This is a genomic window from Enterobacter cloacae complex sp. P6RS, from assembly GCF_014982245.1.
In the GTDB taxonomy this organism is placed as follows: Bacteria; Pseudomonadota; Gammaproteobacteria; order Enterobacterales; family Enterobacteriaceae; genus Enterobacter; species Enterobacter bugandensis.
The window spans coordinates 50,749-75,837 of the sequence record NZ_JADCLB010000003.1 but is presented as its reverse complement, the minus strand read 5'-3'; the positions used below and the strand labels follow the sequence as shown (position 1 = coordinate 75,837).

Genomic DNA, 25,089 nt, shown 5'->3' with positions numbered 1-25,089 from the left:
TACTTGTATGGTAGTAGGGTTGATGGGTAAATTTCCAGCATCACAACGAACGATGTAAGGAAAGGAATTATGAAGATTGTCGCGGCTGACGTGTTTGTTACCTGCCCGGGGCGGAACTTTGTCACCCTTAAAATCACTACCGATGAAGGGATCGTTGGCCTCGGTGACGCCACGCTGAACGGGCGTGAGCTCTCCGTGGCCTCTTACCTGAAGGATCACCTCTGCCCCCAGCTGATTGGCCGCGATGCGCACCGCATCGAAGACATCTGGCAGTTCTTCTATAAAGGCGCCTACTGGCGTCGCGGTCCGGTCACCATGTCGGCCATCTCCGCCGTGGATATGGCGCTGTGGGATATCAAAGCCAAAGCGGCCAACATGCCGCTCTACCAGCTGCTGGGCGGCGCCTCACGTGAAGGGGTGATGGTCTACTGTCACACCACCGGCCATACCATTGACGACGTGCTGGAAGATTACGCCCGCCATAAGGAGATGGGCTTTAAGGCGATCCGCGTTCAGTGCGGCGTGCCGGGTATGAAAACCACCTACGGCATGGCTAAAGGGAAGGGGTTGGCCTACGAGCCCGCCACTAAAGGCGACTGGCCGGAAGAGCAGCTCTGGTCCACCGAGAAATACCTCGATTTCACGCCAAAACTGTTTGACGCGGTGCGCAGTAAATTTGGCTTCAATGAGCATCTCCTGCACGACATGCACCACCGCCTGACGCCCATCGAAGCGGCGCGCTTCGGCAAGAGTATCGAAGCGTTCCGCATGTTTTGGATGGAAGACCCAACGCCTGCGGAAAACCAGGAGTGCTTCCGCCTGATCCGCCAGCATACCGTCACGCCAATTGCGGTGGGCGAGGTGTTTAACAGCATCTGGGACTGCAAGCAGCTTATTGAAGAGCAGCTTATCGACTATATCCGCACCACTATCACCCATGCGGGGGGGATCACCGGGATGCGCCGCATCGCGGACTTCGCGTCGCTCTATCAGGTGCGTACCGGCTCGCACGGCCCGTCCGATCTGTCGCCGATCTGCCACGCGGCCGCACTGCATTTCGACCTGTGGGTGCCGAACTTCGGCGTGCAGGAATATATGGGATACTCTGAACAGATGCTGGAAGTCTTCCCGCACAGCTGGCGCTTTGATAACGGCTATATGCATCCGGGCGAGAAGCCGGGGCTGGGCATTGAGTTTGATGAAAAGCTGGCGGCGAAATACCCGTACGATCCGGCCTATCTTCCGGTGGCCCGTCTCGAAGACGGCACGCTGTGGAACTGGTAACCGAGGAGCAAACGATGAAAAGCGTAGTGATTCAACAGCCGAACCAGCTGGTGATTGAAGAGCGTCCGCGCCCGGAGCCAGGCGCAGGGGAAGTCCGCGTCAAAATCAAGCTGGCCGGGATCTGCGGGTCAGACAGCCACATCTACCGCGGGCATAATCCGTTTGCAAAATATCCGCGCGTGATTGGCCACGAGTTTTTTGGCACGATCGACGCCGTGGGCGAGGGCGTAGAACCGTCCCGGTTAGGGGAGCGCGTTTCGGTGGATCCGGTGATCAGCTGCGGGCACTGCTACCCGTGCTCCGTCGGCAAGCCCAACGTCTGCACCTCGCTGGTGGTGCTGGGCGTCCACCGCGACGGCGGATTCAGCGAATATGCCGCCGTGCCCGCTAAAAATGCCTGGCGCATCCCGGATGCGATCCCGGATAAACACGCCGTGATGGTTGAACCTTTCACCATTGCCGCCAACGTGACGGGGCAGGCTAGCCCTACCGAACAGGACGTTGCGCTGATCTACGGTGCAGGGCCGATGGGACTGGTCACCGTACAGGCGCTGAAGGGCGTCTACAACGTGAAGCAGGTTATCGTCGTCGACAGAATCAATGAGCGTCTGGCCATGGCCCAGCGCAGCGGCGCGGACTGGGTCTTTAATAACGGCGAAACGTCGCTGCAGGCCGCGCTGGACGAAAAAGGCATCAAGCCGACGCTGATTATTGATGCCGCCTGTCATCCGTCGATTTTGCAGGAGGCGGTCACCCTGGCTTCCCCGGCGGCGCGCATCGTGCTGATGGGCTTCTCCAGCGAGCCGAGCCAGATAGTCCAGCAGGGGATTACCGGTAAAGAGCTGGCGATCTTCTCTTCGCGCCTCAATGCCAATAAATTCCCGGTCGTCATCGACTGGCTTGAAAAAGGGCTGATCGACCCGGAAAAACTGATCACCCATACCTTTGACTATCACCATGTAACAGACGCCATCGAACTGTTTGAAAAAGACCAGCGGCAGTGCTGCAAGGTTTTACTGACGTTCGGGCAATAACCCTACACGCGGTTAAGAGCCCGCGAAGACGGGCTCTCAGTGGTACGCATCTTACCTTTAGAGATAGCCATTATGACGCAAGCACAACCTCAAAGAACCACCTCAGATCTGGTGAAAGCCGCCGTCTCCGGCTGGCTGGGCACCGCGCTGGAGTTTATGGATTTCCAGCTCTACTCGCTGGGGGCGGCGCTGGTATTTCATGAAATCTTCTTCCCGGAACAGTCGGCCGCGATGGCGCTGATTCTGGCGATGGGAACCTACGGCGCGGGCTACATCGCGCGTATCGTCGGGGCCTTTATCTTCGGCAGAATGGGCGACAGCATTGGTCGTAAAAAGGTGCTGTTTATCACCATCACCATGATGGGGATCTGCACCACGCTGATTGGCGTGCTGCCGACCTACGCGCAGATCGGCATTTTTGCGCCCGTACTGCTGGTGACGCTGCGTATCATTCAGGGGCTGGGCGCCGGGGCGGAGATCTCCGGGGCCGGAACCATGCTGGCGGAGTACGCCCCGAAAGGGAAACGCGGCATCATCTCCTCGCTGGTGGCGATGGGGACTAACTGCGGGACGCTGAGCGCCACGGCGATCTGGGCCATTATGTTCTTCGCCCTCGATCGTGAACAACTGCTCGCCTGGGGCTGGCGCGTGCCGTTCCTTGCCAGCGTCGTGGTGATGATCTTTGCCATCTGGCTGCGAATGAACCTCAAGGAGAGCCCGGTCTTTGAGAAAGTAAACGATGCAGAAACCGTGCAGCCGGACACCTCGCTGGGTTCAATGGTGAAAAGTAAATCCTTCTGGCTGGCGACCGGCCTGCGTTTCGGTCAGGCGGGCAACTCGGGGCTGATCCAGACCTTCCTCGCGGGCTATCTGGTCCAGACGCTGCTGTTCGATAAAGCGATTCCCACCGACGCGCTGATGATAAGTTCTATTCTCGGGTTTATCACCATCCCGCTGCTGGGCTGGCTTTCCGACAAAGTGGGGCGCAGGCTGCCGTACATTATCCTCAATATCTCCGCCATTATTCTGGCGTACCCGATGCTGTCGATTATCGTCGATAAGAGCTACGCGCCGGGGACAATCATGCTCTCGATCATTGTTATCCATAACTTCGCCGTGCTGGGGCTGTTTGCGCTGGAAAATATCACCATGGCGGAGATGTTTGGCTCGCGAAATCGCTTTACCCGTATGGCTATCTCCAAGGAGGCGGGCGGTCTGGTGGCGGTGGGCTTTGGTCCGGTACTGGCGGGGATTTTCTGCAATATGACGGGTTCCTGGTGGCCGATAGTAGCCATGCTGGTGGCCTATTCCGTGATTGGGCTGGTTTCGGCGTTCCTGATGCCGGAAGTCCGCGACCGCGATCTCAGCGCGGCTGAAGATGCCGCCGAGGCCGCGCCGAAAGAGCGCGTGGGTTACGGCGCGGTTTCCACGCGACGCTAGCGGTTTATATCTTTCGTGACTTATCACACAACTTTTTGTTTATGTCACACCACCTCAGCAAAAGTTAATATAAATCAAAAACTCAAACGGCAGTATCAGTATGGTTGATGGCAGTAATTTTTTACCCCGACTGCCATTCTAGTTGGTGTAGTCAGCAGGAGCTGCCGCTCTGGACTGGGGGCGGCAGCGATCCACAGCTTTCTAATTAGCGAGTCTTAATCATGGAAAACACCTTATTACAGGCCAACGCGACGCTGCCTCAGTACGATCGCGACAGCCTTAAAGCACGCATTGTTCATTTAGGCTTCGGCGCATTTCACCGCGCGCATCAGGCGGTGTATGCGGACATCCTCGCGGCTGAACACGGCAGCGACTGGGGGTACTGTGAGGTTAACCTGATTGGCGGCGAGCAGCAGATTGCCGACCTGAAGGCGCAGGATAACCTCTACACCGTAGCGGAAATGTCTGCCGATGCCTGGACGTCCCGCGTGGTTGGCGTAGTCAAAAAGGCCCTGCACGCGCAGGTCGACGGGCTGGAAAGCGTGCTGGCGGCAATGTGTGAACCGCAGGTGGCGATTGTCTCGCTGACCATCACCGAAAAAGGCTACTGCCACTCTCCGGCAACCGGGCAACTGATGCTCGATCATCCTTTCATCGTTGCCGACCTGCAAAACCCGCATCAGCCGAAATCTGCGCCGGGCGTGGTGGTGGAAGCGCTGGCGCGCCGTAAAGCGGCGGGGCTGCCCGCGTTTAGCGTGATGTCCTGCGACAATATGCCGGAGAACGGTCACGTGATGCGCAACGTAACCTGCGCGTACGCCCGGGCGGTAGACGGCGAGCTGGCGGACTGGATCGAGGCTAACGTCACCTTCCCGTCAACCATGGTGGACCGCATCGTACCGGCGGTCACACCCGATACGCTGGATAAAATCGCGCAGCTGACCGGCGTACGCGATCCGGCGGCGGTGGCCTGCGAGCCGTTCCGCCAGTGGGTTATCGAGGATAACTTTGTGGCCGGGCGTCCGGAATGGGAAAAAGCCGGAGCCGAACTGGTTTCAGACGTGATCCCGTTTGAAGAGATGAAGCTACGTATGCTCAACGGCAGCCACTCTTTCCTGGCGTACCTGGGCTATCTGGCCGGTTATCAGCACATCAATGAGTGTATGGAAGACGAACACTATCGCGTCGCCGCGCACGCGCTGATGCTCAACGAGCAGGCGCCGACCCTGAAAGTGAAGGGCGTCGATTTAGAACGCTACGCTGACCTGCTGATCGCCCGTTACAGTAACCCGGCCCTGCGCCACCGTACCTGGCAAATTGCGATGGACGGCAGCCAGAAGCTTCCGCAGCGGATGCTGGATCCCGCGCGCTGGCACCTGGTGCACCAGACGCCTTTCCCACTGCTGGCGCTGGGCGTGGCTGGGTGGATGCGCTATGTCGGCGGCGTGGACGAGCAGGGTAACGCTATTGACGTGAGCGATCCGCAGCTGGCGGTGATTCAGGCGGCGGTGAAGGGAAGTGCCGAAGGGGAAAGCCGGGTTAACGCGCTGCTCGGCATTGAGGCCATTTTTGGGAAAGAGTTGCCGCGAGAAAAAGCCTTCACAGATGCCGTGATGAGCGCGTATCAGACGCTGCTGCAGAAGGGGGCTAAGACCACGGTGGCGGAGTACGTGTCGCACCTGTAATTCAACACATGCCGCCGTTCGCGGCGGCATGTCGGCGCACAATTTAGTGCATACCCAGACGAATCAGTTCAATTGGTTCGAACTTACCTTCGCATCCTTCCACTTCCACCGTTTTGCCACGGCGCACCTGCGCGGCATCCAGCCCGTCGCTGTGGATCGCCTTAATCACGCCGGTTTTGCCGGTGCCGCTAATCATGACGCGGCTGCCGGTGGTGATTGCATTGCGGTTACGGTCGTATGTCATCATGGTATTTTCTCCTCTCTAAACTATCCGTTACGGCGCTATTTCAGGTTTTGCCGTTCACGGGGCACTATAAATACGCCTGTCTGCCAGTCATGTTTTTGTTTTTGATCAAACTCACACTTTTTTGTTTATTACATGGGGCGTTGACGCTTCACGACGGCAATTTACAAAGCAGACCGTTATTTTCACTTATTGATAGTTTCTACGGGGAAGCGTTGAGGATTGGTTTATATTCCCGATGCCATTCTGGTTGCAGGAAATAACCCTTCATCGGAATAAGGAGTCAGGCTTATGTATAAGAAGATTTTGATGCCTGTTGACGTGTTTGAAATGGATTTAAGCGACAAAGCGGTTCGCCACGCGGCTAACCTCGCGAAGGCCGAGGGCGCGTCGATTACCCTGGTCAATATTCTGCCTGCCAGCAGCCGGTCTCTGCTGCGCGGATTCAACGCCGATATTAAAAAGTTTGAAGAGTATATGAGCGTAGAATCCGGGAAGAAAATGAACGAGTTAAAACGACTGTTCGATATCTCCCTGGAGAATATTCACACTCTGGTTCGTTTTGGCAGCGTCCGCGATGAAATTATCAAGCTGAGCAAAGAAGGGGAATATGACGTGATTGTCATCGGGTCAAAAAATCCGGGCATCACCACCCATCTGTTGGGGTCAAATGCGGAGTCTATTCTGCGCTACGCCACAATTCCGGTGTTAGTCGTTCGTTAATTACGGCGCCGCCCGCGAAAAGGGCGGCAAATATCACTCTTCGCTAAACCACTCGCTATTTTCCTGACGAATAAGCTGCACGGATTCGCCTATCTCCTGCAGATGCAGGGTCATCGCTTTTTCCACGCCGTCCGGGTCGCGTTTTTCCAGCGCGCTGAAAATATCGTGATGCTGGCGGAGCAGCATTTCCGGCGGGGAGACGTGATCGAGGCTCATGTAGCGCACCCGGTCAATGGTGGCCTTGATGTTCTCGATGGTATCCCAGGCCAGCTGGCAGTCTGCAATTTGCGCCAGCTTCTGGTGAAACTCATCATCAAGCTGGAAGAAATCGTTGAGCTGTTTACGGTCAATCGCAATGCGCTGCTGATGCAGGTTTTGCTCCAGCAGGTAACACTGGTTGTCATTAATGAGCGTCGCGGCACGGCGCACCACCGCGCATTCAATTGCCTGGCGTACGAAACAGCCGTTGCGCACCTGTGAGAGTGAAATTTTGTTCACGTAGCTGCCGCGCTGCGGGCGGATCTGAATCAGGCCGTTCTCCGCAAGCTTAATAAACGCTTCACGCACCGGCTGACGGGACACGTCAAAACGCACGGAGACCTCTTTTTCAGAAAGCGGCGTTCCCGGTGGGATCAGGCAATGGACAATATCACGTCGCAGAATGCGATAGATTTGCTGGTTTACGGGCTGGGTGGGATTGAGTTGCGATTCAGCGGCCATGAGTTGTCATTTCTCAGAGAGTTAGCCCGAACATACTACCATTCTTTTATAACCCGAAACAGACCCGGCCCGCGGGCCGGGAAGGGCTTATTTAGCCACGATGGACGCTAAGTCCGGCAAAACTCTGGCTGACCGGCATCATTTCCACGGTATTGATGTTGACGTGTTTTGGCAGCGTTGCGACCCACCAGACCGTTTCGGTGACGTCTTCCGGCGTCAGGGCGTTGGCGTTTTCGTAGGTTTTATCCGCTTTCGCGTCATCGCCCTTGAAGCGCACGTTGGAGAATTCGGTGCCGCCTACCAGCCCCGGCTCGATATCGGTGACGCGAATGGCGGTGCCGTGCAGGTCGGTGCGCAGGTTCAGGCTGAACTGGCGCACAAACGCTTTGGTCGCGCCGTAGACATTACCGCCCGCGTAAGGCCAGCTCCCGGCGGTAGAACCGATGTTGATAATGTGGCCGCGGTTGCGCTCGACCATGCCCGGCAGCACCGCGCGGGTCATGTACACCAGCCCTTTGTTGTTGGTGTCGATCATGTTTTCCCAGTCTTCAACGCTGGCTTTGTGGGCAGGCTCCATGCCCAGCGCCAGACCGGCGTTGTTGACCAGCACGTCGATGGCTCGCCACTCTGCCGGCAGGCTGGCAATCATCTCTTCAATGGCCGCACGGTTACGCACGTCCAGCTGCGCGGTCAGGATACTGTCACCTAAATCGTCCTTCAGCTCCTGAAGGCGCTCCTGACGACGACCCGTTGCAATCACCTTATGCCCGTTGGCGACGAAGCGACGCGTGATGCTTTCACCAAAACCTGCCGTTGCCCCGGTAACTAAAATAATCATCTCACTGTTCCTCAACGCTTTTTGTGTGGTACTAACATAGCACGCCCGCAGAGGGTGCGTTAAGGCAACATTTGTATGACGGCGTTGCAGGCGATGGCGGCCTGGCCTACTCTGGGAAGATACTCGTTCGGAGGAGTGAAAGATGACGGCGACCAACCCCTTTTTTGACATTAGCCTGCTGCCTTACCAGGCCCCCCATTTTGATACCATCAAAGACGAGCATTATCGTCCGGCCTTCGATGAAGCGCTTCGCCAGAAGCGGGCGGACATAGAGGCGATAGTCTCTCACACCGCTGCGCCAGACTTCACTAACACCGTGCTGGCGCTGGAGAAAAGCGGCGTCATGCTCGCGCGCGTCAGCAGCGTTTTCTTCGCCATGACCTCCGCGCACACCAATGCGTACCTGCAGGAACTGGAGGAGCAGCTCTCCACCGAACTTGCCGCGCTGGCGAACGACATCTGGCTGAACGACACCCTTTTCGCCCGCGTCGAGAGCGTCTGGCAGGATCGCGCCGCGCTGGATGCCGAATCCCGTCGGCTGGTCGAGGAGACGTACCAGCGCTTTATTCTGGCCGGCGCGCGCCTGAATGAAGCGGAAAAAGCCGAGCTGAAGGCGTTGAATACCGAGGCCGCGACCCTGACCAGCCAGTTTAACCAGCGCCTGCTGGCCGCTAACAACGCGGGCGGGCTGGTGGTGGATTACGCGCACCAGCTTGAAGGCCTTAGCGCCGAAGAGATAGCTGCTGCGGCGCAGGCCGCCGCGGAAAAAGGGCTTAACGACCGCTGGCTGATCCCGCTCCTGAATACGACACAGCAGCCTGCGCTAGGCGCGCTGCGCAATCGGCAGACGCGCGAAAACCTGTTCAACGCCGGCTGGACGCGCACCCAGAAAGGGGATGAAAACGACACCCGCACGCTGATCCTGCGCCTTACGGCGCTGCGGGCGCGCCAGGCCCGTCTGCTCGGCTTTGAGGATTACGCCAGCTGGAGCATTGCCGACCAGATGGCGAAAACCCCCGACGCCGCGCTGGAATTTATGCGCGGCATTGTGCCTGCCGCCCGCGCCCGCGCGGAACGCGAGCAGGCCGATATTCAGGAGCTCATCGACGACGAGCAGGGTGGCTTCAGCGTGCAGGCCTGGGACTGGGCCTTTTATGCCGAGCGCGTGCGCCAGGCGAAATACGCCCTCGATGAATCGCAGATTCGACCCTATTTTGCGCTCAATACCGTATTGCAGGATGGCGTATTCTGGGCGGCCAGCCAGCTGTTTGGCATTCGTTTTGTGGAGCGTTTCGACATTCCGGTTTATCACCCTGACGTCCGCGTATGGGAAATTTTTGACCACACCGGTGAGGGCATGGCGCTGTTTTACGGCGACTTCTTTGCCCGCGATTCCAAGCAGGGCGGGGCCTGGATGGGCAATTTCATCGAGCAATCCTTTGAGCTTGCTGCCCGCCCGGTGATCTACAACGTCTGCAACTACCAAAAGCCGGGTAACGGCGGCGTCGCGCTTCTCTCCTGGGATGACGTGATAACCCTGTTCCACGAGTTTGGCCATACCCTGCACGGTCTGTTTGCCAGCCAGCGCTTCGCCACGCTGTCCGGTACCAATACGCCGCGTGATTTCGTTGAATTCCCGTCGCAAATCAATGAGCACTGGGCCAGCCATCCTCAGGTGTTTAGCCACTATGCCCGTCATTACGAAACCGGTGACCCCATGCCGGACGCGCTGCGGGAAAGCATGCTCAACGCGACCCATTTCAACAAGGGTTATGACATGACGGAGCTGCTGAATGCGGCGCTGCTGGACATGAACTGGCACGGCATCAGCGAAGCCGTGTCGAGCGTTGAAGAATTCGAAGCCGCAGCGTTGAAAAAAGAGGGGCTGGATCTGCCCGCTGTACCGCCGCGCTATCGCAGCAGCTACTTTGCCCATATTTTTGGCGGCGGCTACGCGGCGGGGTACTACGCCTACCTGTGGACGCAAATGCTGGCGGACGATGGCTATCAGTGGTTCGTGGAGCAGGGTGGATTGACGCGTGAAAACGGACAGAAATTCCGTGAGGCGATTTTGTCTCGCGGCAACAGCGCTGATTTAGCCGAACTTTATCGAAACTGGCGCGGACACGATCCGAAGATTGAACCGATGCTGGAGAATCGCGGGTTGAGTGCATAAAGTTACTTTTAGCTAAGAAGATAACCGGGCCCCGCGCCCGGTTTTTTTATAGTTCTGAAAGCCCTAAAGTGGTCAAAAAAAGAACTAAAATTTACATTTAATAATGGTTTGAAATATATTTATATTAAATGTGCTTAAATTTAGGCGCTTTTACCAATCTCAATTTTATAATGCTCGCAAGTTTATTTAATTATTTATGCTGACTAGTACATGGCCGTTTATTGCATATAAGAATCATCGCAAAAAGATGATTATTATATTTTTATCTCAGCCTAAAGTATTAATTTGCTCTGCCGATTAGCATGGGTGTGGTCGTGGTGGAAACCCATTTCCATTAACCACAAAAAATAAGCCGTTATTAAAATTCATCTCCAGAAGATGAACCTATGCTAATTATTAAGGAAGAGTCATGTTTAAAAATCTCAACATCGGCACCCGGCTTACCATAGCATTTGGCGCAATTGTGGTTTTAATGTCAGTCGTCTGCGGGCTGCTCTATTTGAGCTTTGACAGAGTGACGGCCGTCAGCAAGCTCAACGTTCATAGCTATAAAGTGGTCGATAACCTTCGCTCCGTAACCGAAAACCTGATCAACATGGAAACCGGCATTCGCGGTTTTGCGCTCACCGGCAATCAGGACGTTCTTCAACCCTTCACGCAGGGGGATGAGAGGTTTAAAAGCAAAGTTGACGAAATTGCAGGGCTTACGCGTGATAACCCGTCGCAGCAGCAAAAATTAACCACCCTCTCCAGGCTTGAAGAAGAATGGAAAAGATCATTTGCGCTGCCGTTAATCCAGCGAAGAGAGAGCGTATCCCGCGGGGGCGAACATATGGATGCGTTCATCAGTAGCCTGGAGCGTAATACCGGAAAAGAGCAAATGGACGCCATGCGGGATGTTATTCAGCAAGCGCTGAACGACGAGTACCGCATTATGGCTGAACGTCAAACCCGACTGGCTGAAGAACGCTTCCGTACGCGCATGATGATAATCCTGGGAATGATTGCGGCGATTGTCACCGCGCTGCTGACGGGTATTCTGCTGTCGCGCAGTATTCTCCGACCGCTAAAGCAGGCCGTGAATACGGCGAACACCATTGCCGCCGGCGATCTCACCTCAACCATACGTATTACCCGAATGGATGAAACCGGCACGCTGCTTGCGGCTCTGGACAACATGCAGACCCAGTTGAAAACCCTTGTCACTGAAATCAAAGAGGCCGCGACGTCGGTGGATCTGGCTGCCGGTGAGATCGAGCAGGGCAATATGGAGTTATCGTCTCGTACCGAGGAGCAGGCGGCGGCGTTGCAGCAGACTGCCGCCAGCATGGAACAGCTGACGATGACCGTTCGGAACAATACCGAGGTCGCGGAGCATACGGCAACGTCAGCAAGAAAGACGGAAGCACTGGCACGTGAAGGTGAGTCTGCCGTGGGCGAAATGAGCGAAACGATGCAGAATATCTCGGCTAACGCCCTGAAGATAAAGGAAATCACTAGCGTTATAGAAGGGATTGCTTTCCAGACTAATATTCTGGCGCTGAATGCGGCGGTCGAGGCTGCACGTGCCGGTGAGCATGGTCGTGGCTTCGCCGTGGTGGCGACGGAAGTCAGAAATCTCGCTCAGCGCAGCGCAACGGCGTCCAAAGAAATTGGGGCGCTGATTGAGCATGCCGTTGAGGATGTCGATAACGGTGTGTCGGTGGCATCCAGAACGGCGGAGACGATTTTGCGGGCTGCGAGCAACGTGGCTACGCTTGCTGAAACTATGGACAGTCTTTCAATGGCCTCGGTTGAGCAAATGCAGGGCATCATGCAAATCAGCGCTGCTGTCACCCAGATGGATGGCGTGACGCAGGGTAATGCGGCGCTCGTTGAGCAGTCCGCAGCGGCATCGCAGGCGCTGACCGAGCAGTCCAGGGCACTGAAGCAGATGACGGAAAACTTTGCTATTTGAGAAGCAAAGGCATAATCAAAAGGTAAAGCTCCGGCGTTTTAAACGCGAATTTTAATCAAACCAGCAACGGGGGCGCTAATAAAAAGGGGCGTCCCCGTGAATAATGAAGAAAATAGCCGAGCGTCAGTGACAATTTAAAAATACTGACTACGATTTCGTAAAACGAAAAATTTAAAAGGAGTTTCTGATGGCGATTGCTGTGGTGACAGTTTTACTCTTCCTGTTGACGTTCCCGGCGGCTATTCACATTTTGCTACAGCTCGTTGGAGGCTGGTGTGACGCGTAGCCTCCCTTGTTAATCCGGTCTTTTGGGCCGTCATCTGATTTTCAATAAGCAGCGCTACGCTACATTTTAAACTTTATTGTACGAGCGTCTGGACGCGGGTCATCGCGAAACGCGAGCCGGATAATTTACAGGCAGGAAGTATGTCTCTTCGTTCGCTGCGGGCGTTATGCCTGACAAGTTTTTTCATTGCGGATGTCCGTGATGGCCTTGGTCCTTTTCTCGGTATCTTTCTGACAGAACGCCACTGGAGCCCCGATGATATCGGCATCCTGATGACTGCCGGTGGGCTGGCGGGATTGCTGGCTACGCTCCCGGCGGGGGTAATTACTGACACTTCGCGGAACAAACGCGCCGTGCTGGCGCTGCTCTGCACTTTGATCACCCTGAGCACGCTGCTGCTCTGGTTTAGCCAGCAGACCAGCGTTGTTGCCGTCTCACAAATGGTCACCGGCATCTGCGCGGCGTTTGTCGGGCCGCTCATCGCCGGGATTACGCTGGGCCTGACCGGCCAGCGCGGGTTCAGCACGCAGATGGGCAAAAATGAGGCGTTTAATCACGGCGGCAATTTTGTCACCGCAGTGATAGCAGGCGGCATTGCCTGGTACTGGGGCGTCGGGGGAATTTTCCTGCTGATGACCTGCACGACGCTGCTGACGCTCTGCGCGCTGCTTGCCATCCGCAACGAAGACATTGATAACGATGCGGCGCGAGGGCTTTCATCCTCAGGTAGCGTTCCTGTCCCCGGCTTCGCGGTGCTGATTAAAAACCGGGCGCTGTTTGTGACCGGACTGACGCTACTGCTGTTCCACCTTGCGAATGCCGCACTGCTGCCGATGCTGAGCATGAGGGTGGCCGCGGCACCCGCCTCGATCAACCCTGGCCTGTACGCGGCAGGCACCGTCATCATCTCGCAGGCGGTGATGATCCCCATTGCCATCTGGGTTGCAGGCCGAATAGAACGCTACGGCTACTGGCGCTTGATTATGCTGGCGCTGCTGGTTATGCCGGTGCGCGCGGCGCTGGCGGCATCGACCGACGCGCCGTTAATGATGATCCCGGTACAAATTCTCGACGGTCTCGCCGCCGGGATCCTGGGTGTCGTCGTACCGTCGTTTATTGTGGTGCTGCTGCGCGGAAGCGGGCACGTTAATGCCGGGCAGAGTGTGGTGATGCTGATGCAGGGAGTGGGGGCAGCCATGAGCCCGGCGTTAACCGGCACTATCGCCGGTCATTACTCGTTTGCGACGGCATTCAGTGTCCTGAGCGCGATTGCGCTGGCCGCCGTCCTGCTCTGGTGGCGCGTTGCTCACCGAAGCTGGGAAACAAACGCGCCGGATGAAGCTTAGCCCCACCCGGCGTAGCATTTAAGCCAGTTCGTTAGGACACGGTTCACCCTTTTCTAACTGCTGAAGATTCCTCAGCGTGGTTTCCGAAATGCTGATCAGCGCTTCGGCAGTCAGAAACGCCTGGTGGCCGGTAAACAGGACGTTATGGCAGGCAGACAGACGGCGGAACACGTCGTCCTGGATCACATCGTTGGACTTGTCTTCAAAGAACAGATCGCGCTCGTTCTCATACACGTCCATCCCCAGCGCGCCAATTTTCTGGGTTTTCAGCGCTTCGATAGCAGCCTGAGAGTCAACCAGACCGCCGCGGCTGGTGTTGATGATCATCACGCCGTCTTTCATCTGGTCAAACGCCGCCTGGTTAAGCAGGTGGTAGTTTTCCGGCGTCAGCGGGCAGTGAAGGGAGATCACGTCGGACTGCGAGAACAGCGTCGGCAGGTCAACGTACTCCACGCCCAGATCCAGCGCTGCGGCGCTCGGGTACGGATCGAATGCCAGCAAACGCATGCCGAAGCCTTTCAGAATGCGCAGGGCAGCCACGCCAATTTTACCGGTGCCGATCACGCCCGCGGTTTTGCCGTACATGGTAAAGCCGGTCAGCCCTTCCAGCGAGAAGTTGGCGTCACGCGTACGCTGATAAGCGCGGTGAATACGACGGTTGAGCGACATCATCATGCCAATCGCATGTTCCGCAACCGCTTCCGGGGAGTACGCCGGGACGCGAACCACCTTCAGACCCAGCTCTTTTGCCGCGTCGAGATCCACGTTGTTGAAGCCGGCGCAGCGCAGGGCGATATACTTCACTCCCTGCTTTTTCAACTCTTCCAGCACCGGACGACTGCCGTCGTCGTTTACGAAAATGCAGACGCCTTCACAGCCGTGCGCCGTTTTAGCGGTTTTTTCGGACAACAGAAAGTCGAAAAATTCAAGCTCAAACCCGTAAGCTTCGTTAACATGTTGCAGATACTTTTTGTCGTACTGCTTTGTGCTGTATACCGCGAGTTTCATAAGACTTTCTCCAGTGATTTTGCATTCACGTTAGCATGATTAAAATTATCTTACAATTTATAAAATATTATTGAATTCAATAAGTTCTATCAATTATTCTAGAGCAGATATACACCCTAACTCCATGATATTCTTAGTACGAGAAATCTTCGGCGCGACTCGGTTCAAATCAGGTTGGGCAAAATGGAGTGGGTAACGGGTGCGAAAAACGCATATCGGTATTACTTGAAAGAATGGCAATAGGGGGTGAAAACTGCAATCCTTCCGGATGTGATGGGACGATATTAGGAACCGGGTGAGTTTCTGAAAAGAGGGAGAATGATGCATGTCGCAACAAGTGGAGTTATCCTTATCTGCGCCGATGCTGCCTGTTTTGTACTATTTTATAGCATCTATTGCGGTTTTCTTCTTACTGTTGATTGGAAAACTCCAGGTCAATAGGCTCCGTAAATATCCATTGTTCATTGCCTATACGCTGTTTGTGATAGCGATTGCAGCCATCCAGATTAATGTTTTTGCCAACGGCTATGAGTTTGTTCGCGGTTTTTTACATATCGATTTTGATCCATGGCGGTACGATTCAGTGTATTGGGGGTCGTTGATATTCGCCATGCTCTACCTATTGGCAATGCCCAGGAACAAGTATTAGTTACGCAGTGTTTTCCCGTTTTTACGTCTGAGATAATGCGTAACCCACTGAATCTACAATGTGTTCTGTAGGTCACGCATAGCAAAAAGTTTTCTCATACTCTTTACAGCATCTATCCTTTATCTTGGGGTCAACTTCAACTCAACCGCCAAATATGCGACAATATTCGGCATTGCCGGCTTAATTCTTTCGAAAAATCAGGATATTAACTGCCCATGAAGGGTAAATACAAAGCCGCCATTGCGGTTTTACTGCTGTTGATTTTGGTGCCGCTGACGCTGCTGATGACGCTCGCCCAGTGGGTGCCGACGCTCGCCGGGATCTGGCTCCCCGTCGGGACGCGCATTGCTTTCGAAGAAAGCCCAAAACTGACTCGCCACGCGCTGGTGATCCCCGATCTTCGCTATCTGGTGGAAGACTGCGAAATTGCCCGCATCGATAACGTGACGCTGTCACATCCTAGCCGCTGGAAACTGGATATCGGCGCGCTGGATCTTAATTCCATCTGCCTGAGCAAAATCCCCGAGTCTGCGCCCTCAACGGTCGCCCCGAAAACGCTGGCCCAGTGGCAGGCGGTGTTACCCAATACCTGGCTCACAATCCACCGTCTGACGCTCTCGCCGTGGCAGCAGTGGCAGGGGGAGCTTCACGCGTCGCTGACCCCGTCCAGCCAGGAGATCGCCTATAAAGGCGAGCAGATCAGCATTAAAGGCACGCTTCGCGGCCAGACACTCTCCGTCAGCCAGTTCGATGTTCAGCTCCCTGACCAGGCGCAGCCGATTAAGCTGGTGGGCGAGTTCACTTTGCCGCTGGTGCCGGACGGCGTGCCGGTGAAAGGCCATGCGGTCGCGACCTTTAACGTGCCACAGTTAACGTCTCTGGTCGATGCCGATCTCGACTGGGAAGACAATCAGGGACAGCTGGTGGTGATGGCGCGGGATAACCCCGATCCGCTTCTCGACCTGCCGTGGCAGATCACGGCGGAACAGCTGAACATCAGCGACGGGCGTTGGAACTGGGATCTTTCGGGTATGCCGTTGAGCGGACGTGTGTCCCTTCGCGCCGACAACTGGCAGCAGGGGCTGGAGAAAGCCACCCTGACCGGACGACTGAACGTATTGACGCAAGGCGATGCGGGTAAAGGTAACGCGGTACTGAACATTGGGCCCGGCAGGCTCAGCATGGAAAACAGTAACATGCCGCTGCATCTGAGCGGCGAGGCGAAGCAAAACGATCTCATTCTTTACGCCAAATTGCCCGCCACACTGACCGGCAGCCTGTATGAACCGCAGCTTGCTTTTGAGCCCGGCGCGCTGCTCCGCTCGCGCGGGCGCATCATTGACTCACTCGATATCGATGAAATCCGCTGGCCGCTGGCGGGCGTGAAGCTCACCCAGAAGGGCGTGGACGGGCGTCTGCAGGCTATTCTGCGTGCCCATGAAAACGAGATGGGCGGTTTTGAACTCCACCTGGACGGTCAGGCCAACGACTTTTTACCTGATAACGGCCTGTGGCAGTGGCGCTACTGGGGAAAAGGCGGCTTTACGCCGATGCATGCCCGCTGGGATGTCGCCGGGAAAGGCGAGTGGCGAGACAACCTTATTGAGCTGACGGCGCTCTCCACCGGTTTTGACAAGCTCCAGTACGGCACCATGGAGGTCAGCAAGCCGCGTCTGGTGCTGGATCGGCCTGTACGCTGGCTGCGCGATGCCGAAAAACCCGCATTCAGCGGCGCGCTGTCGCTGAATGCCGGGCAAACCCGGTTCTCCGGCGGCAGCGTATTGCCACCCTCGGTCCTGACCTTCAGCGTCGACGGTACCGACCCGACTGTTTTTCAGTTTAAGGGCGACCTCCATGCGGACGACATCGGCCCGGTACAGGTGAACGGACGCTGGGATGGCGTGCGCCTTCGCGGGCAGGCCTGGTGGCCGAAACAGTCGCTCACCGTCTTCCAGCCGCTGGTCCCGCCGGACTGGAAAATGACGCTGCGTGACGGTGAACTCTATGCGCAGGTTGCCTTCTCGGCGGCCCCCGATCAGGGCTTTGAGGCGGGCGGACACGGCGTGCTGAAATCCGGCAGCGCCTGGATGCCGGACAACCAGATCAACGGCGTCGATTTTGTGCTGCCGTTCCGCTTCAGCGAGGGGACCTGGTCCCTGGGCACGCGCGGCCCGGTCACGTTGCGGATTGGCGAAGTGGAAAATCTGGTGACCGCGCGCAACATTACCGCGGACCTGCAGGGGAATTACCCCTGGACGGAGGACAACCCGCTGCTGCTCACCAACGTTAAGGTAGAAACGCTCGGCGGGAAGATCACCATGCAGCAACTGCGGATGCCGCAGCACGATCCGGCCCTGCTGCGCGTGGACAATATCTCCTCAAGCGAGCTGATCAGCGCCGTCAACCCGAAGCAGTTTACCCTGTCGGGCCCGGTGAGCGGGGCGCTGCCGTTCTGGCTGGACAATGAAAAATGGATCATTAAAGATGGCTGGCTGACCAACCCGGGGCCAATGACGCTGCGCATCGACAAAGATACGGCAGACGCCATCGTGAAGGATAATATGGTCGCGGGCGCAGCGATTAACTGGCTCCGCTACATGGAAATTTCGCAGTCGTGGACGAGAATCAATTTAGATAACCTGGGTGAATTAACCATGCAGGCGACCATCAAGGGGACCAGCCGCGTGGACGGCAAAAGCAGCTCCGTCAATCTGAACTACACCCATGACGAGAATGTCTTTACCCTGTGGCGCAGCCTGCGTTTTGGCGACAACCTGCAAACCTGGTTTGAGCAACACGCGGCGATTCCCGGTCTCCGCAGTTCGACTGGCAAGGAAAGTGAGGAACAACAATGAAAAAGATGGCTGGTGCGCTCACCGTTGCCGCGCTACTGACCGGCTGTACGCCGCGCATTGAAGTCGCTGCGCCAAAGGAGCCGATTACCATCAATATGAATGTCAAAATCGAACACGAGATCCACATCAAGGTCGATAAAGACGTTGAAGCCCTGCTGAAATCGCGCAGCGATCTGTTCTGAGGATGCCATGAAACGATTAGCGTTGATTTTACTGGCCCTGAGTATAAACGTGCAGGCGGCTGCGCTGACCTTAAACGATGCCCGCGCGCAGGGGCGCGTGGGGGAAACCCTGAGCGGCTATCTTGCTCCGATCCAACAGGATGCCGAAACGCTGGAGCTGGTGAATCGCATTAACGCAGCGCGCACGGAGAGCTATCAGAAGCTGGCCGACAGCAATAATTTGCCGGTTGATGAAGTGGCGAAAATGGCGGGGCAAAAGCTGGTGGCCCGCGCGCAGCCGGGCGAGTACGTGAAGGGCATTAACGGTAAGTGGCTGAAAAAATAGCTAACGGTAGCGCTTGCGGTATTCACCCGGCGAGACGCCAAAACGCTGCTTAAAGGCCGTTGAAAAGTGGCTATGGTCGGTGAATCCCCAGCTGTAGCCAATGCCTGCCAGCTTTTCATCGTCGCCGGTTGACTGCAATTCCTGCGCGCAGAGATCCAGACGACGGTTTTTAATGTACTGCGCCACCACCAGCCCCTTCTCGGCAAACATGCGGTAGAGGCTGCGCACGGACATTCCGCTCTCAGCGGCAATCCATTCCGGACGCAGCGATTCAGACTGAATATGGTTGTCAATCAGCGCCACAACGTGCTGGAACTGGCGCTCCTTGCGCGGCTGAATCACGTCGCGCTGCTGGAACGCGGGGCGCAGCAGGCAGACCATCGCCTCAAGCGCCGCTTCACTCTCCCGGTCACTCAGGTCGCGGTTGTTCATACTTTCCATCAGCAGGCGATGGCTCAGCTGTACCGTGGGTAAGGTGCGGGAAAGGGCGAGCGCGCAGCTTATCTCCTGAAAGCGGCACTGCTGCTCGATAATCTGACGGGGAACCAGGAGCGAAATCTGGCGGGACTTTTCCTGCCAGTTGATCGAGCACGGGCGTGAGGCATCAATCAGCGTAATATCACCGGTTCTGAGTACCGCGCGATGGTCATCCTGCTCAATTTCCGCACTCCCTTCGAGCTGAAACACGGTATAGAACCAGGCATCGTTACTCTGCTTAATCTCATGACGGGAGCGGAACAGGTTAACGCCGCCTGCGGTGACGGTACTGAGCTTCAGGCTGCGCGCATAGCTGGTCTCCAGCTCGCCGTAGAACTTTCCCTCGGTGGGCTGCGCGTTAAAACGCCCGCAAACCTGGTTAATCTGCGCCAGCCACTGCTGATACTGTTCCTGCTCGCTTGCACACGCCATCGTTTCTCTCGCTGCACCGTCAACGTTTTCGCATTGTTGCATTTGTGTTGCATTTTGTCAGAGCTATGAGGCTGACTATAGGAAAGAACACTCACCGGTAACAGCGATATAAGCGGCGATTATCGCGATTTGCGGCACCTGTCACAGGTGGCAAAGCGAATGTCACAGAGACAAAAGCGAGAATGCAAAACCCCACATAGACTGGATGAACACCCTGCGAAGAATAACGAAGGAGTATCCTATGTCTGAATCACTGGTGGCTATTCAGCCTGCCGTGCAGCAATTTTTAGACCGACAACATGGCCTGTGGATTGAAGGGCGTCAGGCCGCGTCGGACAGTGAAAAGCGGCTGAACGTCTACAACCCGGCCACGGGCGAGGTGATTGCCTCGACCGCCGATGCCAGCGTCGATGACGTTGACCGGGCCGTTATGTCCGGCTGGCGCGCGTTTGTCGCCCGTAGCTGGGCCGGAAAATTACCGGCGGAGCGCGAGCGGATCCTGCTCCATTTCGCCGATCTGGTGGAACAGCACGGCGAGGAGCTGGCCCAGCTTGAAACGCTGGAGCAGGGCAAATCAATTAACATCTCCCGGGCTTTTGAAGTGGGCTGCACCCTCAACTGGATGCGCTATACCGCCGGGCTGACCACCAAAATTGCGGGCAAAACACTCGATCTTTCCATCCCGCTGCCGCAGGGTGCGCGCTACCAGGCGTGGACGCGTAAGGAGCCGGTTGGTGTGGTGGCCGGGATTGTGCCCTGGAACTTCCCGCTGATGATCGGGATGTGGAAAGTGATGCCAGCGCTGGCCGCGGGCTGCTCTATCGTCATTAAGCCGTCTGAAACCACGCCGCTAACCATGCTGCGCGTGGCGGAGCTGGCCAGCGAAGCGGGCATCCCTGACGGGGTGTTCAACGTGGTAACCGGGAGCGGCGCGGTGTGTGGCGCAGCGCTGACCTCGCACCCGCATATTGCAAAGGTGAGCTTTACCGGCTCGACGGCAACGGGTAAGCAAATTGCCCGCGCGGCGGCGGACACGCTAACCGGAGTGACCCTGGAGCTGGGCGGGAAAAACCCGGCAATTGTACTCAAGGATGCGGACCCGGCGTGGGTGATCGAAGGACTGATGACCGGCAGCTTCCTGAACCAGGGGCAGGTGTGCGCGGCGAGCTCGCGCATCTACATTGAAGCGCCGCTGTTTGACACGCTGGTGAGCGGGTTCGAACAGGCGGTGAAATCCCTGAGCGTCGGGCCGGGCATGTCGCCGGAGGCGTTTATCAACCCGCTGGTGTCGCGCGCCCACTGCGATAAGGTGCAGACCTTCCTCGACGAGGCGACGTCGCGCAATGCGGAGCTGATCGTCGGTAATCGCGGCCCGGAGGGCAAAGGCTATTACGTGTCGCCTACGCTGGTGGTGAACCCGGATGCCGCGCTGCGGTTAACCCGAGAAGAGGTGTTTGGTCCGGTGGTCAACCTGGTGCGGGTATCCGACGGAGAAGAGGCGCTCCAGCTGGCAAACGACACCGAATATGGCCTGACGGCCAGCGTCTGGACGCAGAATATCAGCAAGGCGCTGGAGTACACCGATCGGCTGCAGGCGGGCACCGTGTGGGTGAACAGCCATACGCTGATTGACGCCAACCTGCCGTTCGGTGGCATGAAGCAGTCCGGCACCGGACGTGATTTTGGCCCGGACTGGCTGGACGGCTGGTGCGAAACCAAGTCGGTTTGCGTGCGGTATTAAAAAACAAGCCGGGTAAGGCGTAGCCGCCACCCGGCGTTATTCAAAGCGACCACCGATCCCGCCCGGCCTCTTTCGCCCGGTACAGCGCCGCATCGGCGCGGGCAATAATCTCGGTACCCGCAAGCCCCTCGACCATACCCGCAATCCCCATGCTCACGGTGACACGATCGCTGACGGATGACGCGCTGTGCGGTATCGACTCCGCGCGCAGGCCGTCCTGAATGCGTACCGCAACTTTTTCCGCGATATTTTCCGGGCAGTTAAACAGGATCACCACAAACTCCTCGCCGCCGTAACGTGACACCACATCGTCAGGCGTTCGCACTGACTGCTTCAATACCCGCGCCACGCGCGTCAGACAGTCGTCACCCGCCTGGTGACCGTAGGTGTCGTTGTAGCGTTTGAAATAGTCAATATCCAGCATAATCAGCGAGAACGGTTTCTTCTGCTCAACCGCGTTCTCCAGCACCACTTCCATCTTCCGGCGGTTGGCGGTTGTGGTTAACGGATCCTGATGCGCCAGCGCATCCAGTCGTGAGATCAGCAGCTGGTTTTGCTGGTTACGTCGCCAGGCCTCGTCAAACCAGCTTAAGAGGATGAAACGCCCGCAGATCAGGATCAGCGAAAAGACGCTCCAGATAATAACGAAGTGAAGATTAAGGCCATCATTCAGTACCCAGCTTGCAATCGGCAGGGTTATCCAGAGCGGGAACACGAAGGCGAGCAACCCCTCAGGGTAAAAGTAGAGGGCCGTTAACCCTGCGAGTAATAAAATAACGCACAGCGGCCAGACGTGGGGCAGCAGTAAATCGGTGATAAACCAGAAGCACGATATCGACCAGATAACGCTACAGATACACAGCACTACGCTGATACCGGCGATGCGCCGCCAGCCCATAAGGATCAGTGCAGCCGAGAGGATAATAATGCCGAGCATCGAAGCGTCGACTATTTTCATCATATGCGGCATGTGGGGATAAAGGGGGTCGCTGGCGTTAAGCAGAACATGGCGCAGCAGAATCATCACGGCGAAGCTGATGTTGACGAAAGCCAGCCAGGGCAGGTTCATCGCCAGCCCGTGCATAACCATGGCGTGGCGCGTCGGCCAGGTTGCTCGTTCCAGCGTCGGTTTTTTTCTTTTTTCCATAAACCCTTTCCCGTCCGGGGGAAAAATCATGCAGGTGATATATCAGTAACTATAAGCAAGCGAGGGCGATCATCAAACGTCAGGGCAAAAAAAACCGGGCAATTGCCCGGCGGGTGGTTATTTTTCTTCTTTCTTCTTCCCGAGCGTTGGCGTCTCGTCGAAGAAGTTCCACGGTTTAAGCAGGGTATGCACCCATTCCGTCGGCATGATCGGCCACTCTTCCGCGCGCGCGACGTGGGTGGTGCCGGTGGTCATCCACACCACGTCGTCCTGGTCGTTGAGCGACTCGTTATCCTTGCTGTACTGGCCCAGGCCTGTATCGTGGATTGAGCGGTTAGGGAATTTCCCTTCCGGATACAGCTCGTCCGGGTGGTAACGCGTCACCCACAGCTGTTTATCCATAAAGCTCAGACGATGGTAGATCCACTCGTCCGGGGCAAATTTCGCGCCGGTTGCCACCGGGTGCGTACCGCCCGCGTAAGGGATAATCTGGTATGAGACCGGGTTACCCATGCGGTTCTCCTTGCTGGTGTTGCTCAGCAATCTGATGGTGCCTGGGTCAAACTTCTGCGCCGCCTGCTGTTCGGTATCAATATCGTACTGATTGACCTGCATGGTGCTGGTGCGCGGACCGCCGGCGGTATTCGGCTTCACCTCCGGATCCATCGCCACCAGCTTGTTGTTGATGCCGTCCACGTCCATATCAAGACGGAAGTTATAGATGTGCTGGTGCGTGGTGCCCACGATATTATGATCGATCAGCGTGCCGTACTTTGTGTCGTCTTTGGCGGTGGCATCATGCATGGTTTTCGCCTGCACGCCTTTCACCGCCTCGATACCCGTTGCACCGGCGTCAATGCCGATGGTGCCATTTTCATGGAACACCCAGTCGAAGATGTAATCGTAGTTGCCCACGGTACTCACCCAGCGCACCACCAGCTCGCGGCGTTCGGCGCTGACGTTCGGCTTGCCCATCTCCTGATGTTTATATTCTGGCCCCGCGTAGCGTTCGAAAATGGCGATCGCGCGCGGGATTTCCATCGGCGTGCCGGTGTAGTCCGGGATGGTTTCGTTGAGCATCACGGCGTTGGACGGCACGTCTTTACCGCGCACCAGCGGTGAGGTCAGGGTGCCCATGCCGTAGTCGCCGGAGTCGAGATAGGCCTTGAAGTACCAGCCCACGTCCGGATCGCCGTACGGGACAATCATGCCGCCGAGCGATCCCTGATACATCACCTGACGCTTTTTCCCGTTGTCGTTATACGTGACGGTTGAAATCATCGGGCCGACGCGGGAATCCAGGCTCAGGTGGAAATCCCAGTTCTGCCAGTGCACCATGTCGCCGGTAATGGTGTAGTTCTTGCCTTCCGGCTCAATGATGTTGAGCGGTTTTTTCGGCGTCTCGACGCGGTCGCGACCGTCATAGGGGCGCGGAGTCATCGGAACCGGCACAACGGCACCTTCTTCAATCTTCTGAATTTTCTTCTGCTCAAGATCGACCACGGCCACGAGGTTCTCAATCGGGTGCGCCCAGTAGTTGCCGTCGCCGACGTCCAGATAGCTCACCACCTTAAGCAGGCGGTCTTCCTGCTTCAGGCCGTCTTTACCGTCGAAGTAGCCGACGGTAAGCGGCGTGGTGATCACTTTTTTCGGGTCGGTGATGCCGTGTTTTTTAAGCACCTCGGCAAACTCCGAGCTCTCGTTAATGATCTGCTGAACCGCGGTGAAATCATCCAGCAGCACCATGCCGTGCGCGTCCTTCACCGGCTCCCAGCGCAGGATTTTTTTATCCTTCAGGTCCACTACGCTTTCGATAACGTGCTTGCCGTCGAGCATGACGATCTTCGCCAGGCGAGGGGCATCCACTGCCGTACCGTTGAGCACAAAGTCCCACACTTTGGCTTTCTCTGGTTCCGCAAGGGCGATCTGGGTAAAGCGGGTATTGGGTTTAAAATCCGCAGAGGCTTTCACAATCCCGACAGCCTGCTTAATTTCGTCCGCCGTGAGCGCGTTTAGCGGGTGAGGGCGTTTTTCAACCTGGAAGGTCTGGTCAAGACCAGACTGGAAAACATCGTTGATGAAGGTCTCTGAGATAAAGGCTTTTTTGTCCTTCATCACTACCGGCACCTCAAGCTTGAGGGGGTGACCGTTGACGATGGCCGTCTTTGCGCCCGGTTTGACCTTCACGAAGGCGCCGTCTTTCGCAATGGTGAACACCTGTGCGTAATCATCCCACTGAACGTCCGCGCCAAAGTCCTGCAGCGTTTTGTCCATCGGGACCATATGCGCCTCGCTGCCGTGGGCGAAAGCAGGGGATTGCCAGGCGCAACACAGCGCAACGGCCATGGCCAGTGCCGTTCTACGGGCAGAAAAAGAAGAATTGCTTCCCATCGTAGACCTCATCTTGTTGTGTTTATTGTGTTGTGACAGCCTTATCCTGACAGGCGCCTGAGAAAAGCGTTTGCCTGCATCTGCCAGGTTATTTGTTGGTCTTGCCAGGTTAAAAAAGGCGCTGAGATAAATCACAGGGTCGTGCAGAG

General features: G+C 56.5%; 20 protein-coding genes. 13 read left to right on the top strand and 7 right to left on the bottom strand.

Going from position 1 to position 25,089, the window contains the following annotated elements:
• Positions 1–69: 69 nt before the first annotated feature.
• The 4 genes from manD (at position 70) to INF73_RS01360 (ending at position 5,443) form a co-directional block, all read left to right on the top strand.
• The gene (gene manD / locus INF73_RS01375) at positions 70–1,284 is read left to right on the top strand and encodes a D-mannonate dehydratase ManD (RefSeq protein ID WP_028013004.1); all 1,215 of its coding nucleotides are present in this window, start codon (positions 70–72) and stop codon (positions 1,282–1,284) included.
• Positions 1,285–1,298: 14 nt separating this feature from the next.
• The gene (locus INF73_RS01370) at positions 1,299–2,318 is read left to right on the top strand and encodes a Zn-dependent oxidoreductase (RefSeq protein ID WP_028013005.1); all 1,020 of its coding nucleotides are present in this window, start codon (positions 1,299–1,301) and stop codon (positions 2,316–2,318) included.
• Positions 2,319–2,390: 72 nt separating this feature from the next.
• Complete coding sequence (locus INF73_RS01365) at positions 2,391–3,758, top strand: MFS transporter (RefSeq protein WP_193541274.1); 1,368 nt, start codon at positions 2,391–2,393, stop codon at positions 3,756–3,758.
• Between the two features lie 221 nt (positions 3,759–3,979).
• A complete protein-coding gene (locus INF73_RS01360; RefSeq protein WP_047368464.1) occupies positions 3,980–5,443 on the top strand; it encodes a mannitol dehydrogenase family protein in 1,464 nt (487 codons plus the stop codon).
• Between the two features lie 43 nt (positions 5,444–5,486).
• On the opposite strand, the gene ydfZ is transcribed toward INF73_RS01360, so the two are convergent.
• Entirely contained in the window at positions 5,487–5,690 is a 204-nt protein-coding gene (ydfZ, locus tag INF73_RS01355) for a putative selenium delivery protein YdfZ (protein ID WP_028013008.1), read from the bottom strand.
• A gap of 288 nt (positions 5,691–5,978) precedes the next feature.
• Between ydfZ and INF73_RS01350 the strand changes: the two genes are divergently transcribed.
• The gene (locus tag INF73_RS01350; protein WP_193541272.1) at positions 5,979–6,410 is read left to right on the top strand and encodes a universal stress protein; all 432 of its coding nucleotides are present in this window, start codon (positions 5,979–5,981) and stop codon (positions 6,408–6,410) included.
• A 33-nt stretch (positions 6,411–6,443) separates the two neighbouring features.
• On the opposite strand, the gene INF73_RS01345 is transcribed toward INF73_RS01350, so the two are convergent.
• On the bottom strand, positions 6,444–7,130 hold the full coding sequence (locus INF73_RS01345; protein ID WP_028013010.1) for a GntR family transcriptional regulator: 687 nt from the start codon (positions 7,128–7,130) through the stop codon (positions 6,444–6,446).
• A gap of 91 nt (positions 7,131–7,221) precedes the next feature.
• Positions 7,222–7,968 carry a bifunctional NADP-dependent 3-hydroxy acid dehydrogenase/3-hydroxypropionate dehydrogenase YdfG gene (ydfG, locus tag INF73_RS01340; RefSeq protein WP_028013011.1) on the bottom strand — a complete coding sequence of 249 codons (747 nt, stop codon included), beginning with the start codon at positions 7,966–7,968 and terminating at the stop codon, positions 7,222–7,224.
• 142 nt (positions 7,969–8,110) lie between these two features.
• Between ydfG and dcp the strand changes: the two genes are divergently transcribed.
• The 3 genes from dcp (at position 8,111) to INF73_RS01325 (ending at position 13,733) form a co-directional block, all read left to right on the top strand.
• Complete coding sequence (gene dcp / locus INF73_RS01335) at positions 8,111–10,144, top strand: peptidyl-dipeptidase Dcp (protein ID WP_193541270.1); 2,034 nt, start codon at positions 8,111–8,113, stop codon at positions 10,142–10,144.
• Between the two features lie 409 nt (positions 10,145–10,553).
• A complete protein-coding gene (locus INF73_RS01330; protein WP_193542868.1) occupies positions 10,554–12,101 on the top strand; it encodes a methyl-accepting chemotaxis protein in 1,548 nt (515 codons plus the stop codon).
• A gap of 426 nt (positions 12,102–12,527) precedes the next feature.
• Positions 12,528–13,733 (top strand): MFS transporter, encoded by a 1,206-nt coding sequence (locus INF73_RS01325; RefSeq protein ID WP_193542870.1) that lies wholly within the window; start codon positions 12,528–12,530, stop codon positions 13,731–13,733.
• 18 nt (positions 13,734–13,751) lie between these two features.
• Here the strand turns inward: INF73_RS01325 and INF73_RS01320 are convergent, their stop codons facing one another.
• Positions 13,752–14,741 (bottom strand): 2-hydroxyacid dehydrogenase, encoded by a 990-nt coding sequence (locus INF73_RS01320; protein WP_193542872.1) that lies wholly within the window; start codon positions 14,739–14,741, stop codon positions 13,752–13,754.
• 325 nt (positions 14,742–15,066) lie between these two features.
• Between INF73_RS01320 and INF73_RS01315 the strand changes: the two genes are divergently transcribed.
• From INF73_RS01315 to INF73_RS01300, 4 genes are all read left to right on the top strand, one after another.
• Entirely contained in the window at positions 15,067–15,390 is a 324-nt protein-coding gene (locus tag INF73_RS01315; RefSeq protein WP_193542747.1) for a hypothetical protein, read from the top strand.
• Positions 15,391–15,605: 215 nt separating this feature from the next.
• On the top strand, positions 15,606–18,245 hold the full coding sequence (locus INF73_RS01310) for a YdbH family protein (RefSeq protein WP_193542745.1): 2,640 nt from the start codon (positions 15,606–15,608) through the stop codon (positions 18,243–18,245).
• Positions 18,242–18,427 carry a YnbE family lipoprotein gene (locus tag INF73_RS01305; RefSeq protein WP_028013019.1) on the top strand — a complete coding sequence of 62 codons (186 nt, stop codon included), beginning with the start codon at positions 18,242–18,244 and terminating at the stop codon, positions 18,425–18,427. The genes INF73_RS01310 and INF73_RS01305 overlap by 4 nt, the downstream gene beginning before the upstream one ends.
• A 7-nt stretch (positions 18,428–18,434) precedes the next feature.
• Positions 18,435–18,752 carry a YdbL family protein gene (locus INF73_RS01300; RefSeq protein ID WP_028013020.1) on the top strand — a complete coding sequence of 106 codons (318 nt, stop codon included), beginning with the start codon at positions 18,435–18,437 and terminating at the stop codon, positions 18,750–18,752.
• On the opposite strand, the gene feaR is transcribed toward INF73_RS01300, so the two are convergent.
• The gene (gene feaR / locus INF73_RS01295; protein WP_047368759.1) at positions 18,753–19,661 is read right to left on the bottom strand and encodes a transcriptional regulator FeaR; all 909 of its coding nucleotides are present in this window, start codon (positions 19,659–19,661) and stop codon (positions 18,753–18,755) included.
• A gap of 241 nt (positions 19,662–19,902) precedes the next feature.
• Here feaR and INF73_RS01290 point away from each other — a divergent pair, with 241 nt between their 5' ends.
• A complete protein-coding gene (locus tag INF73_RS01290; protein ID WP_192971014.1) occupies positions 19,903–21,402 on the top strand; it encodes an aldehyde dehydrogenase family protein in 1,500 nt (499 codons plus the stop codon).
• A 40-nt stretch (positions 21,403–21,442) separates the two neighbouring features.
• Here INF73_RS01290 and INF73_RS01285 read toward each other — a convergent pair whose 3' ends face one another.
• Positions 21,443–22,549, bottom strand: coding sequence for a GGDEF domain-containing protein (locus INF73_RS01285; protein WP_193542743.1), 1,107 nt, complete (start codon positions 22,547–22,549; stop codon positions 21,443–21,445).
• A gap of 117 nt (positions 22,550–22,666) precedes the next feature.
• A complete protein-coding gene (gene tynA, locus INF73_RS01280; RefSeq protein WP_193542740.1) occupies positions 22,667–24,940 on the bottom strand; it encodes a primary-amine oxidase in 2,274 nt (757 codons plus the stop codon).
• Between the last annotated feature and the right edge of the window lie 149 nt (positions 24,941–25,089).

Coding starts and splice junctions, on each gene's coding strand:
- INF73_RS01320 (WP_193542872.1), bottom strand. CDS start 14,741: ATGAAACTCGCGGTATACAGCACAAAGCAGTACGACAAAAAGTATCTG.
- INF73_RS01330 (WP_193542868.1), top strand. CDS start 10,554: ATGTTTAAAAATCTCAACATCGGCACCCGGCTTACCATAGCATTTGGC.
- ydfZ (WP_028013008.1), bottom strand. CDS start 5,690: ATGATGACATACGACCGTAACCGCAATGCAATCACCACCGGCAGCCGC.
- INF73_RS01310 (WP_193542745.1), top strand. CDS start 15,606: ATGAAGGGTAAATACAAAGCCGCCATTGCGGTTTTACTGCTGTTGATT.
- INF73_RS01325 (WP_193542870.1), top strand. CDS start 12,528: ATGTCTCTTCGTTCGCTGCGGGCGTTATGCCTGACAAGTTTTTTCATT.
- INF73_RS01360 (WP_047368464.1), top strand. CDS start 3,980: ATGGAAAACACCTTATTACAGGCCAACGCGACGCTGCCTCAGTACGAT.
- dcp (WP_193541270.1), top strand. CDS start 8,111: ATGACGGCGACCAACCCCTTTTTTGACATTAGCCTGCTGCCTTACCAG.
- INF73_RS01305 (WP_028013019.1), top strand. CDS start 18,242: ATGAAAAAGATGGCTGGTGCGCTCACCGTTGCCGCGCTACTGACCGGC.
- INF73_RS01370 (WP_028013005.1), top strand. CDS start 1,299: ATGAAAAGCGTAGTGATTCAACAGCCGAACCAGCTGGTGATTGAAGAG.
- INF73_RS01345 (WP_028013010.1), bottom strand. CDS start 7,130: ATGGCCGCTGAATCGCAACTCAATCCCACCCAGCCCGTAAACCAGCAA.
- INF73_RS01315 (WP_193542747.1), top strand. CDS start 15,067: ATGTCGCAACAAGTGGAGTTATCCTTATCTGCGCCGATGCTGCCTGTT.
- INF73_RS01300 (WP_028013020.1), top strand. CDS start 18,435: ATGAAACGATTAGCGTTGATTTTACTGGCCCTGAGTATAAACGTGCAG.
- feaR (WP_047368759.1), bottom strand. CDS start 19,661: ATGGCGTGTGCAAGCGAGCAGGAACAGTATCAGCAGTGGCTGGCGCAG.
- INF73_RS01290 (WP_192971014.1), top strand. CDS start 19,903: ATGTCTGAATCACTGGTGGCTATTCAGCCTGCCGTGCAGCAATTTTTA.
- INF73_RS01285 (WP_193542743.1), bottom strand. CDS start 22,549: ATGGAAAAAAGAAAAAAACCGACGCTGGAACGAGCAACCTGGCCGACG.
- ydfG (WP_028013011.1), bottom strand. CDS start 7,968: ATGATTATTTTAGTTACCGGGGCAACGGCAGGTTTTGGTGAAAGCATC.
- INF73_RS01350 (WP_193541272.1), top strand. CDS start 5,979: ATGTATAAGAAGATTTTGATGCCTGTTGACGTGTTTGAAATGGATTTA.
- tynA (WP_193542740.1), bottom strand. CDS start 24,940: ATGGGAAGCAATTCTTCTTTTTCTGCCCGTAGAACGGCACTGGCCATG.
- INF73_RS01365 (WP_193541274.1), top strand. CDS start 2,391: ATGACGCAAGCACAACCTCAAAGAACCACCTCAGATCTGGTGAAAGCC.
- manD (WP_028013004.1), top strand. CDS start 70: ATGAAGATTGTCGCGGCTGACGTGTTTGTTACCTGCCCGGGGCGGAAC.